Below are 13,491 nucleotides of genomic sequence, written 5' to 3' on the forward strand. Positions count from 1 at the left end.
GTAATTTTTTTGTCTAATATAAAAAGATGTTCGGGAATAATCTTAACTCTACCCTAATCCAAGACCTCGATCGCCTAGAAAATCGTCTTCGGGAAATTCCCCTCGAACCGGGGGTGTACTTCCTGCGCGACCAAAATGGCGAAATTCTCTACATCGGTAAATCCAAAAAACTCCGGTCTAGAGTCCGTTCCTATTTTCGTCCCAGTCAACCCCTCAGTCCCCGCATTGCTTTGATGGTACGACAGGTGACAGAAATTGAATTTATCGTCACCGACACGGAAGCAGAATCCTTGGCCCTGGAAGCTAATCTAATTAAACAACATCAGCCCCATTTTAATACTCTCCTCAAGGACGATAAAAAATATCCATACATTTGTATTACTTGGTCGGAAACCTATCCGCGCATTTTTATCACCCGCAAACGTAGCATAAATAACCAAAAAGACCGTTATTATGGTCCCTACGTCGATACTAGGCTGCTGCGCCACACTTTACACCTAATTAAACGCACTTTTCCCCTGCGTCAACGTCCCCAACCTCTTTTTAAAGACCGTCCCTGTTTAAATTATGATATCGGTCGTTGTCCGGGGGTTTGTCAAAAATTAATCAGTCCCCAAGATTATCGAGAAACCTTGCAGAAAGTGGCGATGATTTTTCAGGGAAGGACGGGGGAATTATTAGAGAAATTAGCAGCAAAGATGCTCGCAGCGTCGGAAAACCTAGATTTTGAACAAGCGGCCACGATTAGGGATCAAATTCGCGGATTACAGGCCCTTAATACCGATCAAAAAGTCTCTTTACCTGATGATACCGTATCCCGGGACGCGATCGCTTTAGCTAAGGACGAGCAGCATTGTTGCATACAATTATTCCAAGTGCGTTCTGGTCGTTTGGTGGCACGTTTGGGATTTTTTGCCGATAGTCAGTCAGCAAACGAGGGAGAAATCCTGCAAAAAGTCCTGGAAGAACATTATTTATCGGTGGAAGGGGTGGAAATTCCCAGCGAAATCCTGTTACCCTGCGAATTACCGGAAGGTGAGGTGTTAGCGGGGTGGTTAAGGGAAAAAAAAGGTCGCAAAGTCGAGTTAACTGTCCCCCAACGGCAAAGTAAAGCGGATTTATTAGCTATGGTGGAGAAAAACGCTCTTTATGAGTTAGAAAAGACGAAAAGAAGCGCCGACCGAGATTTACAGTCTTTGCAGGATTTAGCGGTAATTCTCGATTTACCGGCGCTACCCCACCGCATCGAGGGTTATGATATTTCTCATATTCAGGGTTCTAATGCAGTCGCGTCGGGAGTGGTGTTTATCGATGGGGTGGCCGCTAATCAACATTATCGTCACTATAAAATCAAAAATCCCGAAGTTAAAATCGGCCATTCCGATGATTTTGCCAGTTTAGCAGAAGTAATTCGCCGGCGTTTCCGTCTTTATGCCGAAAATCCCGATAATATTGCCGAAAGTGATGATTTTCCCGATTTGGTCATGATTGATGGGGGAAAAGGACAATTATCGACAGTGGTGACAGTTTTAGGGGAGATGAATTTATTAGAACAGGTAAAAGTTGTTAGTTTAGCTAAACAGAGAGAGGAGATTTTTTTACCCGGGGAATCCTCTCCTTTAGAGACGGATAAGGAACAACCCGGAGTGCAATTATTGCGTCGAGTCAGGGATGAAGCGCACCGCTTTGCTGTTAGCTTTCACCGACAACAAAGGATGCAAAAAAGTCGCCGTTCCCGTCTGGATGAGATACCGGGTTTAGGTTTTAAGCGACAAAAAGATTTATTAGCTCATTTTCATTCTCTGGATTATATTCGCGAAGCTTCCCTAGAACAATTGCAACAGGTGACAGGAATTGGGGAACAATTAGCTAAGGAAATTTATAATTATTTTCATCCTAGGTAGGGATAAGCTGTTGAAGAATATCTAAGGCGGCTCTCTTGGGTTTGGTGGGTAAAATGTATTCTAAGATATATTCTTCCTAGCGAGGGGGTGGAACGAACCACAAAGACACAAAGGACACAAAGACTGATCGATCATATTGTAAGTTAAACTTATCACACAGAACCTAGAAGAGTCACTCGGTTTTAACTTCCGTATCGAGAATCGTCCTTTTGACGTTAGCATCTTCAAGATTTGCCCCCTCAAGATTTGCCTCTCTAAGATTTGCCCTTTCAAGAATTGCCCTTTCAAGATTTGCCCTTTCAAGATTTGCCTCTTTAAGATTTGCCCTGTAAAGAATTGCCCTTTCAAGATTTGCCCTTTCAAGATTTGCCCCTCTAAGATTTGCCCTTTCAAGAAATGCCTCTTCAAGATTTGCCCATTCAAGAATTGCCCTTTCAAGATTTGCCCCTTCAAGATTTGCCCTTTCAAGATTTGCCCTTTCAAGATTTGCCCTTTCAAGATTTGCCCCTTCAAGATTTGCATCTGCAAGAATTGCGTATCCAATATCTGCCCCTGCAAGATTTGCCCCTTCAAGATTTGCATCTGCAAGAATTGCCCCTCTAAGAATTGCCCCTGCAAGATTTGCCCTTTCAAGATTTGCCCTGTAAAGATCTCGAAATACCAACAGACAGTTTTGTAAATCAAGAAAACTGAGGCAATCTAACACCAACATAGGCTTATAATCTATTATTTGTCCCTGAAGACGGGCCAACCAATTGCCGAAAGCTTCAGGAGAAGGCCATTGAATGGGAGAAATTTCTTTGGTGACTCGCCCACAGGCATTAAATACCGCTAATAAAGCTTCCTCGGCATTGCGTGCCAGTCGCATTTCCTCCTGAAAATTGGGGCGGTTTTTTAAACCCTCCATCGGCATTCCTTTGACCAAAAGATATTTAATTAAATCACCCAGAGTTTTCTGCCACTGTTTCACTTCATCTGGGGACTGTAATTGCATTTGATTGACAATAAAACGAAAAAGATATTCATCTATTGCCGTCGGTCCGCATAAAGTCGCCCAGGTAATTAAAGCTTGTCTGGGATCGTAGTCATTGTCATAATCATTTTCACTGTCTTGTAATTTCTTATGAATTTGCTTAACTCGGTCAACAATTCTGCGGGCAGTTAAATATTCACCAAAACTTTTATGGGTAAATTCAAAGGTTTTTTCGCTGCCTCGTAAATCGCCACTTTCTCGAAAATAAAAGGCTGTTAAAAGACGGGTAATACTCCCTTGGGAATCGCTTTGAAAACTATCTTGGAAATTTTTTAGGAGATTTTTTAAGCCATTATTTTCACAATGTTCTTTAATCTCTATAACGGTGGTGGTTCTACCGTTACCATGCCAACAGGAAAGGGCAATTTCCATTAAAATTAGCACAAAATCTTTTTCTGTAATCCCTTCTATAGCCCGGTGGCCTGGACTATTTTTTTCATAACCTCGCTCATAGACTGCCTTGAGCAAATTGTCATAAATATTATTGAGGTTAGTTTCTTGGGAAAATTGAACCTCGCCTCGTTCAAAAGTGAGAGCAATAAGATAATTTAATAGCGGTTGAGCGGTAATTTCTTGTAAATTTTTCCCCGATAATTCTGGCGGTAATTGTGCATAGTTTTTCCCTTTAGCTTGCCCATACTGTTGCCACCATTGATGACGTTGATCGACTTTTAATAAGTTATCGACATCGCTAAAATCATCGCTTTTATCAACCCAATAGGGTAGGATGGTGATAATTTGCTGAGGTTTTTTAAAATTATTTTTATTGGATTGTACCACCACATCACGCCCGCTAATCAACACTTGTAAACGGGTTTTATTTTGATTAAAACTTTTGACCTGATCTCGTACTTCATTAATAAAATTTTGGGCGACTTCTTGGGCGATTTTTCCCTGCATAGATAGCTCATCTAAGCCATCAAAGATAATTAGTAATCGTAAATCTTGATCGCTCGGTTCTAGAGGATTTTCTGGTAAAAAACCGTCATGTTGAACAAAAGTTTTAACTGCTGTTACTAAATCGGTGGAGAAACTCAAGCGATGCAAGGGAATATATAAAACTTGTTTTTCTAAGCGAGCTTGTTGGGCAGCAAATACTTTACAAAAGGACGATTTTCCACTACCTGGCCCACCGGTCAATAAACGGATAGCATCATCGGATTTTGCCGCTTCTAACCATGTTTCTAACTGCTCTTGGAGTTTGATAACAATGCGTTTAAATGATGGCTCTCGATGGTAATCTGTGTCTGGGGTGGCTTTGATTTCTTCTTCTTCATAAAATCCCCGTAGAGGTACATAAATTTGCTTTAAACTAAAGGTTTCCCAAAAAATAGGTTCATCGATCTGTTTTTGCAACCAAGCTCGATAATGTAACCAGCCTCTTTCTCGTTTCCAAGCATTGTTAAAAGGAGTGTCGATTTCATCTAAAAGCAGACTGTATTCATCTCGTTTATCTTTCCATTGTTCCTGCAATGCTAAGACAAAATAAGCTTGTAAACGGTTACTTAGGCTCTGTGCTTCCTGGGAATTAGTGATTAAATTATTTGTTGTTAACCACCGTAAAAAAGCTGCTTGGATTGGTGCGACTATAGGTAATCTTTCGGGATGCTCAAAAAAATCTCGATCGAGAATTAATTCCTGCTCTTGTAAAGAGTCGGTAATCTGACGGTAAAGTTCTTTTAAAGACAGCTTTTCAACTTCTTGGGGCAGTAAATCAGCATTACTTTTAAGTAATCCTTTCATCGCTTTCATTAGCGATTGACTTATTAATAAACCCGCTAATTCCCCCGGAGTCCGACTTAAACCAAGATCATCTAAAACTTCTACTCCATTTTCGGCCAGATCATCCCACTGCAAAAATGCCCCGTTAAGAGCGGCTTTTCCCAGGGTACTAAAGAGACTTCTCAGATTGACTTTAACTTGTCGTTTCCAGATATTTTGGGGTTTGGAAACAGAAATTCCAGCAGCTGATTCGGACATAGAAAAAAGCGATCAATAAAGCTTATGTAGTCTATTATATAAGTAATAACAACCGTTGAGGTGGTTGGGTTGCGCTTTTTCAATCGAATTGAGCCATTTTCGACCCCGTATTGTTTCGCTCAACTCAACCTAGGAGGCCGAAAACCTAGACTAACGCGGAGTAATTTCACTCAACGCTTCTTGCAGCACTTCATCACTCACACCATGACGCTTCAAACTAGCAACGAGAGCAGAAATTGTATCTCCCTCTAGACGCTCCAAATCCGCACGCAGCCCTTGTCCAATGTAAGCACGCATCAAAGGTTGATAACCTGAGAAACCAAGCAACGGTGCAACCCGCTTTAAATCTTCAATCACATCTTCGGGAATACGAATCGTGATTGTAGTCATAGGGCGATTTCTCTCCAGTCGTTTTTTTAATGCCTCAACTTTCATAATACTCACGTTCCTTGCGTGTGGCTTTGCGAGCCGAAATGATCCGAATGATGTCGTTTTCACGCTCAATATAGACGACGTACAGGAGATTCCACCGTCTATCTAACCCAATGATCGCATCTCGTGCCTCATCATTGCGACTTGCATCAACAACAACCAGCAGTGGATCGAAGAAGACTTCTGCTGCTTGCTGAAACGTAATACCGTCATGGTTGATCGGGTTAATCCTAGATTTCTCGTCATTCCAAACAAAAGTAATGCCACTGAGGACAAAATAGACATCCATACTTGTAGTATAGGCAGAATGTATTTACATTGTCAATACTTTATTAACACACCCTACGAGAGCAGCAATTATTATAGGTTGGGTTGACGCAAGGAAAAACACCCTACGAGGCTCTAGGCTTATTGACAGATAAAAATCAATTCAGGGTGATTTTATGCTAATCTGCAACTTACCGACTTATAATAAAAATGTTCTTGCCAAAGAAGTTGTAGCTAACTGCTTAACTGAATCTGCTAGGATGCTATTACAGAATAGAAGACTACATCTATTAATTGCTGAGGCAGAACTAAGTTTAACCGCTCCTTTTTTAACTACTTATATCGCTTTCAGGCAAAAAATTAGGCGTTTTCGGTTTACCATAGTCAAAGTGTGCTTTCTAGGCTAATGACTTTGACTAAAAACCCCGTGATCAGAAACCGTCGTTTTTCCCTACGCAATCTCTTTGAGACTTGCATGGCCCTATTGGTGTTATGCAATTATATTCTGGTTATTTTCGATTTAACCTATATTCCCCTGCGAGATTTTTGGTTACAGGGACGCTTGCAAATAACTTTATTAAGATTTAATGAACCAATACAACTCGGGCCGATTTCCTTTCAAGAATTACAAATACCTCCCGACAAACCCCTAGAAATTCCCTTTGTTAAAGGAATCGCTAAGTATGATGTGGTGAAAGGGATTAAACCCTATCGCAGTACCAGCGAATATTTAGCTACGGTTGATAAACTTAATGAAATAATTAATCAAAAGGTCTTTAACCCAGAGTTTAATCTGCAAGAATATCGCCAAGAGATTGAGAAAATTTTAGCCAATTTACGCCAAAAAAGTGTCGATATGATCGATAATAATCCCTTTGCCTCGGCCGAGAAAACTGGGACTTTAGAGAAGATTAAAAATAAAATGCGCTTGCGGGTTTTTAAAACAGAAAATGTTTCCGCAAAAGCAGCCTTTCAGAAGTTTTGGAGTTGGGATTATCTCAGTCAAAATGGCTGGGAAAAAGAGTTGAAATTTTTCAATCAAGAAATTCAACCTTTAATAGAAACTAATTATTTTCGTCCCCTGGGAGAAGATGGGAGACCGATAGATAACTTTGAAGCGATCGATTTTTTATTTGGTACCATCTTTTTCTGGGAATTTATGCTAAGAACTTGGTGGATTGCTCGCACTCATAAAGGTCTGCGTTGGCGCGAGGCTATGTTATGGCGATGGTACGATATTTTTCTGTTTATTCCTATCTGGAGATGGTTGCGATTTATTCCTACCGTTATTCGCCTAGATCAAGTGAAAATTATTAACTTAAGGGTGATTAAAGAGCAGGCAGTTAAAGGCTTAGTTGCGCTAATTTCTAAAGATATTACTGAAATAATATTCCTGAGAATCATTAATAAAATTCAGGAATATATTCGACAGGGACAAGTGGAGAAATTTCTCGAACGATCCCTCAATGGCGGATATAGCAATCTCAATGATACTAATGAAGTTATCGAAATTTTTCGGTTAGTAGTTAATAGCACCGTTGACAAGGTTTTACCGCAAGTTAAACCAGAAGCAGAAGCTTTAATTAAATACAATATCGAGAAAATTTTCAGTCAAACTCCTTCTTATCAAAGCTTATTGCGATTACCCGGCATGAAAGGATTAAAAACTGACTTGAGCAATCGTCTATCTAGTCAATTGTATCAATCTTTTGTTAATATAGCTGACAAGATTACCCAAGAAGACGAAGTTTTTGAGCGTTTATTACAGCAATTAGTCCAACGTTTCGGGCAATCTCTCGCCGGGGAATTACAATCCCGTCACAGTTTAGAAAGAATCGAGATGTTATTAATTATCTTCCTAGAAGAAGTGAAATTAAACTATGTACAAGAATTCTCGGATGAAGACTTAGAAACTATCCTAGAACAAACTCGCTTACTCCACTCTAAAAGTGCAGAAATTACCCCAGGAGAAACCATAAATCCTCGTCGTCTTCCCTAAAAATTAAGTAGCTGGTTATAATTAAATTAAAAATAGATTTTAGGTTCGATCCCCCCTGCCCCCCTTGATAAGGGGGGTGCCGATAGGCGGGGGGATCTACCCTTGATAAGGGGGGTGCCGATAGGCGGGGGGATCTACCCTTGATAAGGGGGGTGCCGATAGGCGGGGGGATCTACCCTTGATAAGGGGGGTGCCGATAGGCGGGGGATCTACCCTTGATAAGGGGGTGCCGATAGGCGGGGGATCTACCCTTGATAAGGGGGTGCCGATAGGCGGGGGATCTACCCTTGATAAGGGGGGTGCCGATAGGCGGGGGGATCTACCCTTGATAAGGGGGTGCCGATAGGCGGGGGATCTACCCTTGATAAGGGGGGTGCCGATAGGCGGGGGGATCCTCCTTGATAAGGGGGCATCTGATAATTTTTAACGCCTACCTACTTAGTGATCATTGATTAGGTAATCTTGCTTGACCTTTTGATCACTTTTGTACTAAAATATCTGCTGAACTCCCATTACTCAATTAACCTAATTATCCACTCCCATGTTAACAAAAATTATTCTCGGTTTGCTTTGGTTAGGCTTCGGATTATACGCTTTTTTACTAGCACCCCCCGATCAACCAGATACAATAAATTTAATTATCAATCTTTCCACTGGGAAATGGCAAGATATCAACCCGTTAATTATTGCTCTTTTTAACCTGATGGGAGTTTGGCCACTTATCTACACTAGCCTTTTAATTATCGATGGTCGTGACCAAAAAATCATCGCTTGGCCCTTTGCTTTTGCCTCTTTTGCTGTGGGAGCTTTCGCTATTTTACCCTATCTAACCCTCCGTCAACCCAACAGCAATTTTACTGGCAAAAAAAATCTGGTCATTAAACTTTTAGACTCACCTTGGTTGGGAGTAATTGCCCTAATTACTGCGGCAATTTTAATCGCTTACGGATTAATTAACGGCAATTGGTCTGATTTTTGGTATCAGTGGCAAACTAGCCGTTTTATTCATGTTATGAGTTTAGATTTCTGTCTTTTAACCCTATTATGTCCAATTTTGCTGCAAGATGATCTAACCCGACGGGGATTAAAAAATCCTTTCCTGTTGCCGGTAATTTCCCTTTTGCCTCTAATCGGTCCGGCAATTTATTTAATTATTCGTCCTCGCTTAGGGGAGAATTAAGAGTAAATTGTCTTGAGCAAACTTAACTATTTCTTGACAAGAGAAGTTCATATTTAACAGAAATTATGCTGAGGTTCCCCTAAAATATGGGGAAAGAGATTAATGTCCAGATTAGAAGGAGTGTTTAACCTTGTTAGAGAGTCAAAAACCACCTCGGATTTACTGCTTTCAAGCTGATTATCTTGCCTCCCAACAATTTAACCCCCAAGAGATTCCCGCTTGGTTATCTTTAGAAGTAAACTGGCAGGGTTATAGAATTCATACCCTACCCTGGGTAGCAGACGTAGCTAGAGTATTAGGATTATTAGCGATTGAAGATACCCCCCAAGGGTGGCAAGATTATTTAGAAAGCTTGGGATTAGCCAAAATTAGGTTAATGGACAGCGAGGAGTTTTTTGAGGATAAATCTTTATCGGGATGTTAAAAATGCCCTATAATTGGCAATTTAGTGATGATTCTACCGGTCAATTTATGCCCTATAAACTACTCTTCGTCTGTTTAGGAAATATCTGTCGTTCTCCCGCTGCCGAGAATATCATGACTTATCTGATTGAACAAGAAGGATTAGGCAATAAAATCCTCTGTGATTCTGCGGGGACTGCGGGTTATCATATCGGTTCTCCTCCCGATTCTCGCATGAATACGGCGGCTAAAAAACGCGGTATTCCTCTGCAAGGGACAGCCAGACAATTTACTCGCGAGGATTTCGAGAATTTTGATCTAATCTTAGCCATGGATAAAGCCAATTATCAAGATATTTTATCCCTAGATCGAACAGGAAAATATCAAGAAAAGGTCAAGTTAATGTGTGACTATGCCCGTTATCACCCAGAAAAAGAAGTTCCCGATCCCTACTACGGTGGTCGGGAAGGTTTTGACCGCGTAATCGAGCTACTTTTAGACTCCTGTGGCAGTCTTTTGGAGGACGTAAAAAACAAAATTTAAGTTTTTTCTTCCAGCTAATCGATTAATCTGTGTTCGAGGGAAAAACGCACCAATTCGGCGCGATTATTAGTAGTTGTTTTTCTGAGTAAACTACTAACATATTTCTCGATCGTGCGAGAACTAAGATGCAGTTTTTGCCCAATTTCACTGTTAGAAAGTCCCCGGGCTAAATGTTCTAACACTTCCCGCTCGCGATTAGTTAACTTAAAATCGTCCTGTAAAGAAGAAGTTAAAACATCCCTAGTTTTGGGGCTTTCTTCTGGTTTTAATTTCTGATATTGACGTTCACTTTGCACCATTTGCGATCGCTCTAAAAGATTGCGAATAACTGCTTTTAATTCCTCCATCTCAAAAGGTTTAGGAAGATAGATATCACAACCCACTTGATAACCGCGGATTCTTTCCTCTGTTGACCCTCTTTCGGTTAAAAAAATTACCGGCAATAACCTAAATTCTGGCTGTTGCCGCACCTTAGTCACCAAAGAATAACCGTCTAAACGCGGCATTTTGATATCCGATACCAAAAGATGGGGATGATAGGTATCCAATAAATTCAAAGCTTCCAAACCATTACTCGCCGCTACCACACTATAACCTGCTAATTCTAAATAATCTTTAACCGCTAGGCGGATACCGGGGTCATCATCGGCAATTAGAATCAAAAGAGGCATAGAAATCAACAGGACAAGGTTTTTTCGTTATTAATAGCCTAGCACCCTCCGCTCGTCACAATTGTCCATCAAGCTACAGAGGCCGTTGTAACTGATATTATACTAGCAGTTACAACGGCCTTTTCAGTGATCAGTAATCAGTGATCAGTAATCAGATGTGAGTTTTCAGCTTTTTTCTCCCCAACTCCGGTACTCCCCACTCCCAACCCCTTTTTTACTTTTTACTTTGAAGATCATTTTTTAGTTATAGCGTTTCTCATAAGTATGAAGTATAACTGGATTGGGCATCGTCTCCTGATTCCTGACTCCTGACTTCTGGCTCCTGACTCCCGAAACCGACAACTTTGTACCTCACTATTAAGATAATTGCCATAACATGACAGATTATTTGGTTTCCCTGACAATTTGGGCGGGTATTTACGCGATTTTTGCCCTCGGTTTAAATCTACAATGGGGATTTACTGGCTTAATTAACTTTGGTCACGTTGCTTTTGCCACTTTAGGGGCTTATGCAACGGTTTTATTAACTTTACAGGGTGTACCGATGATTTTTGCCGCTATTGTCGGGGCGATCCTAGGGGCATTGTTGGGATTGGCTATCGGTTTTTCCACCCTGAGATTAAGAGCCGATTATCTAGCAATTGTCACCATCGGGGTATCTGAGTTAATTCGTTTACTGGTGCTTAACGAGGATTGGTTAACGAAAGGCAGTTTCGGACTACAACGTTATCCCCTACCTTTGAATATAAATCCCAGTTTTGCCGTCAAATTATTAATTATTGCCCTGTTTACCCTGCTTGCTATCTTTGCTCTCTGGCAATTGGGGCGCAATCTGCAACGACAATGGCGCGAAGCTGGGCAAATTAGCGGCAAAAGCTATCAACCGACGCAAAAGAGAGCTTTAATCTTTTGGGGGTCGTTAGGGGCGATAATACTGCTTTTTCTGTATATAAACGGTGTAATTGCCTTGAATGACTATAATGACAAAGCCGGGTTGATGGTGGTAGTTTTAGTCCTCCTCGCTCTCGTTTATTCTGGTTTAGAATTACTTTTGCGATCGCCTTGGGGACGCATCCTCAAAGCGATTCGGGAAGATGAAGAAATTCCCCGGGCCTTGGGAAAAAATGTCTTTTGGTATAAGTTACAATCTTTGATGTTAGGCGGTGCGATCGCTGGTTTGGCCGGGGCTTTTTTAGCCTGGCAATTAACCACCATTTACCCGACTAATTTTGAACCGTTATTGACTTTTAACGCTTGGATTATTATCATTCTCGGTGGCTCTGGTAGCAATGCCGGCACCTTACTAGGATCAATAATTTTCTGGGCTTACGATTCCCTGACTCGCTTTATTCTACCCCAATTAGCTATTTTTAATGATAGCCAATTAGGGGCTTTACGGATTATGATTATCGGTCTGCTGCTCATGGTTTTAATGATCTGGCGACCCCAGGGTATCCTCGGCAAAAAAGAGGAGTTAACTTTGGGAAAATAATTTCAGTTATCAGTTATCAGTTATCAGTTTTCAGTTTTCAGTTTTCAGTTCATCGATTACTGTTCACTGTTTACTGTTAACTGAAAACACTTCATAATTCATAATTCATATATGTTACTTTCTGCCAAAGGATTATCGAAAAGTTTTGGGGGCATTCGCGCCGTCAATAATGCTTATTTGGAGGTGCCGCAGGGCAGCATCACCGGGTTAATCGGACCAAATGGAGCCGGCAAAACCACACTTTTTAACCTTTTATCTAATTTTATTCGCCCAGATAAAGGGGAAGTTTTTCTTGATGGTCAGCCGATTCATCAGCTGCCTCCCTATCAAATTGCCCTGAAAGGATGTGTGAGAACTTTTCAAGTCGCCAGGGTATTATCCCGATTAACGGTGTTAGAAAATATGCTCTTAGCTAGTCCGGGACAAACGGGAGAAAATTTTCTCAACGTCTGGTTTCAGGGGGCAAAAATTCGCCAACAGGAACAGGAAAATCGTGCCAAAGCTTTGGACATATTAGATTCGATCGGTCTAGGGGAAAAAGCGCATGATTATGCGGGAGCTTTATCGGGAGGACAGCGTAAATTATTAGAGATTGGCCGAGCGCTAATGACCGAGCCAAAATTAATTTTATTAGATGAACCAGCCGCCGGAGTTAATCCCACTTTAATCGGTCAAATCAGCGACCATATTATCGAGTGGAATCGTCAGGGAATTACCTTTTTAATTATCGAGCATAATATGGATGTGATTATGTCCCTTTGTCACCACATTTGGGTATTAGCAGAAGGGACAAATTTAGCCGATGGCATTCCCAGCGAAATCCAAAAAAACGAGCGGGTTTTAAAGGCTTATTTAGGAGACTAAAGCTAATTTTTGCACCTGCTGAACAAAGTTAGCCAGAATTTTTAAGCCATTAGTCGAGGATTTTTCCGGGTGAAACTGCACCGCTACCAAACGATCACGAGCGATCGCTGCCGTCACCGTTTGACTGCCGTGGGTGACGGTGGCGGCAGTTAGATGACTATCAAGGGGATCGACATAATAGGAATGGACAAAATAGACGTGAGGATGCGGGGGTAATCCCTGCCAAAGAGCATGATCCGGCTGGGTGAAGTCTAATTGATTCCAACCCATGTGGGGAATGGTAATGCCCGGTTCTGAGCGAAAACGGCGCACTGTCCCCGGAATAATCCCTAAACCCGCCTCTTGACCTTCCTCTGATGAGTCAAAGAGAATTTGTAAACCGAGACAGATACCGAGGAAGGGTTTACCATTAGCGATCGCCGCTTTGATCGGTTTTTCGAGATGACGGCTGCGAATTTGCCGGACAGCAGGATCAAAAGAACCGACTCCGGGTAAGACAATAGCGTCAGCTTTTTCCAGATCGAGGGGAGAATCGGTAATTTTCGGCACTGCACCCACGGTTTCCAGTCCTTTACAGGCAGAGTGCAGATTTCCCATGTCATAATCGATGACAGCGATTAAGGTCATTGCTATATACTGAACAAGCGATAACCCTATTTTAGAGCAATCACGCCGCTAAATTAGGTCTTGACTCAAAAATGAAACGCACGACGGGGGAAGCCGA

Annotated in this window: 12 protein-coding genes and 2 pseudogenes; 8 read left to right on the forward strand and 6 right to left on the reverse strand. The window is 41.5% G+C overall.

The window, feature by feature from the left end; translation table 11 throughout:
* The first annotated feature begins 26 nt into the window (after positions 1-26).
* The gene (uvrC, locus tag VL20_RS25155) at positions 27-1,904 is read left to right on the forward strand and encodes an excinuclease ABC subunit UvrC (protein WP_052278178.1); all 1,878 of its coding nucleotides are present in this window, start codon (positions 27-29) and stop codon (positions 1,902-1,904) included.
* A 172-nt stretch (positions 1,905-2,076) separates the two neighbouring features.
* Here the strand turns inward: uvrC and VL20_RS33950 are convergent, their stop codons facing one another.
* On the reverse strand, positions 2,077-2,241 hold the full coding sequence (locus VL20_RS33950) for a pentapeptide repeat-containing protein (RefSeq protein WP_369800482.1): 165 nt from the start codon (positions 2,239-2,241) through the stop codon (positions 2,077-2,079).
* Between VL20_RS33950 and VL20_RS33955 the strand changes: the two are divergent.
* Positions 2,224-2,319, forward strand: a pseudogene (locus VL20_RS33955) (hypothetical protein); the annotation flags it as partial. The gene VL20_RS33950 and the pseudogene VL20_RS33955 overlap by 18 nt on opposite strands.
* Here the strand turns inward: VL20_RS33955 and VL20_RS25160 are convergent.
* From VL20_RS25160 to VL20_RS25170, 3 genes and pseudogenes are all read right to left on the reverse strand, one after another.
* A pseudogene (locus VL20_RS25160) lies at positions 2,278-4,917 on the reverse strand (NACHT domain-containing protein); the annotation flags it as partial. The pseudogenes VL20_RS33955 and VL20_RS25160 sit on opposite strands and share 42 nt — an antisense overlap.
* A 150-nt stretch (positions 4,918-5,067) precedes the next feature.
* The gene (locus VL20_RS25165; RefSeq protein ID WP_043997352.1) at positions 5,068-5,352 is read right to left on the reverse strand and encodes a hypothetical protein; all 285 of its coding nucleotides are present in this window, start codon (positions 5,350-5,352) and stop codon (positions 5,068-5,070) included.
* Entirely contained in the window at positions 5,342-5,638 is a 297-nt protein-coding gene (locus VL20_RS25170) for a BrnT family toxin (protein WP_002784536.1), read from the reverse strand. Before VL20_RS25170 ends, VL20_RS25165 begins: the two co-directional genes overlap by 11 nt.
* Positions 5,639-6,022: 384 nt before the next feature.
* Between VL20_RS25170 and VL20_RS25180 the strand changes: the two genes are divergently transcribed.
* From VL20_RS25180 to VL20_RS25195, 4 genes are all read left to right on the forward strand, one after another.
* Positions 6,023-7,615, forward strand: coding sequence for a hypothetical protein (locus VL20_RS25180; RefSeq protein ID WP_052278181.1), 1,593 nt, complete (start codon positions 6,023-6,025; stop codon positions 7,613-7,615).
* Positions 7,616-8,156: 541 nt separating this feature from the next.
* Positions 8,157-8,795, forward strand: a complete 639-nt coding sequence (locus VL20_RS25185) for a hypothetical protein (RefSeq protein WP_052278182.1) — start codon at positions 8,157-8,159, stop codon at positions 8,793-8,795.
* 130 nt (positions 8,796-8,925) lie between these two features.
* Entirely contained in the window at positions 8,926-9,219 is a 294-nt protein-coding gene (locus VL20_RS25190) for a hypothetical protein (RefSeq protein WP_002733401.1), read from the forward strand.
* A gap of 2 nt (positions 9,220-9,221) precedes the next feature.
* The gene (locus tag VL20_RS25195; protein ID WP_052278577.1) at positions 9,222-9,740 is read left to right on the forward strand and encodes a low molecular weight protein-tyrosine-phosphatase; all 519 of its coding nucleotides are present in this window, start codon (positions 9,222-9,224) and stop codon (positions 9,738-9,740) included.
* 14 nt (positions 9,741-9,754) lie between these two features.
* On the opposite strand, the gene VL20_RS25200 is transcribed toward VL20_RS25195, so the two are convergent.
* Positions 9,755-10,411: a response regulator transcription factor gene (locus tag VL20_RS25200; protein WP_002742402.1), complete on the reverse strand. Its 657-nt coding sequence runs from the start codon at positions 10,409-10,411 to the stop codon at positions 9,755-9,757.
* Positions 10,412-10,787: 376 nt separating this feature from the next.
* On the opposite strand from VL20_RS25200, the gene VL20_RS25205 reads away from it, so the two are divergent.
* Positions 10,788-11,903, forward strand: coding sequence for a branched-chain amino acid ABC transporter permease (locus VL20_RS25205; RefSeq protein ID WP_052278183.1), 1,116 nt, complete (start codon positions 10,788-10,790; stop codon positions 11,901-11,903).
* Positions 11,904-12,014: 111 nt separating this feature from the next.
* Complete coding sequence (locus VL20_RS25210) at positions 12,015-12,767, forward strand: ABC transporter ATP-binding protein (RefSeq protein ID WP_052278184.1); 753 nt, start codon at positions 12,015-12,017, stop codon at positions 12,765-12,767.
* Here VL20_RS25210 and hisH read toward each other — a convergent pair.
* Positions 12,756-13,394, reverse strand: coding sequence for an imidazole glycerol phosphate synthase subunit HisH (hisH, locus tag VL20_RS25215; RefSeq protein ID WP_052278185.1), 639 nt, complete (start codon positions 13,392-13,394; stop codon positions 12,756-12,758). The two genes, VL20_RS25210 and hisH, sit on opposite strands and share 12 nt — an antisense overlap.
* Positions 13,395-13,491 lie beyond the last annotated feature (97 nt).

The organism is Microcystis panniformis FACHB-1757, from assembly GCF_001264245.1.
Classification (GTDB): domain Bacteria; phylum Cyanobacteriota; class Cyanobacteriia; order Cyanobacteriales; family Microcystaceae; genus Microcystis; species Microcystis panniformis.

Excerpts from the sequence above, each read along its gene's own strand:
- uvrC (WP_052278178.1), top strand. The coding sequence starts at position 27 with ATGTTCGGGAATAATCTTAACTCTACCCTAATCCAAGACCTCGATCGC.
- VL20_RS25165 (WP_043997352.1), bottom strand. The coding sequence starts at position 5,352 with ATGAAAGTTGAGGCATTAAAAAAACGACTGGAGAGAAATCGCCCTATG.
- VL20_RS25170 (WP_002784536.1), bottom strand. The coding sequence starts at position 5,638 with ATGGATGTCTATTTTGTCCTCAGTGGCATTACTTTTGTTTGGAATGAC.
- VL20_RS25180 (WP_052278181.1), top strand. The coding sequence starts at position 6,023 with ATGACTTTGACTAAAAACCCCGTGATCAGAAACCGTCGTTTTTCCCTA.
- VL20_RS25185 (WP_052278182.1), top strand. The coding sequence starts at position 8,157 with ATGTTAACAAAAATTATTCTCGGTTTGCTTTGGTTAGGCTTCGGATTA.
- VL20_RS25195 (WP_052278577.1), top strand. The coding sequence starts at position 9,222 with ATGCCCTATAATTGGCAATTTAGTGATGATTCTACCGGTCAATTTATG.
- VL20_RS25200 (WP_002742402.1), bottom strand. The coding sequence starts at position 10,411 with ATGCCTCTTTTGATTCTAATTGCCGATGATGACCCCGGTATCCGCCTA.
- VL20_RS25205 (WP_052278183.1), top strand. The coding sequence starts at position 10,788 with ATGACAGATTATTTGGTTTCCCTGACAATTTGGGCGGGTATTTACGCG.
- VL20_RS25210 (WP_052278184.1), top strand. The coding sequence starts at position 12,015 with ATGTTACTTTCTGCCAAAGGATTATCGAAAAGTTTTGGGGGCATTCGC.
- hisH (WP_052278185.1), bottom strand. The coding sequence starts at position 13,394 with ATGACCTTAATCGCTGTCATCGATTATGACATGGGAAATCTGCACTCT.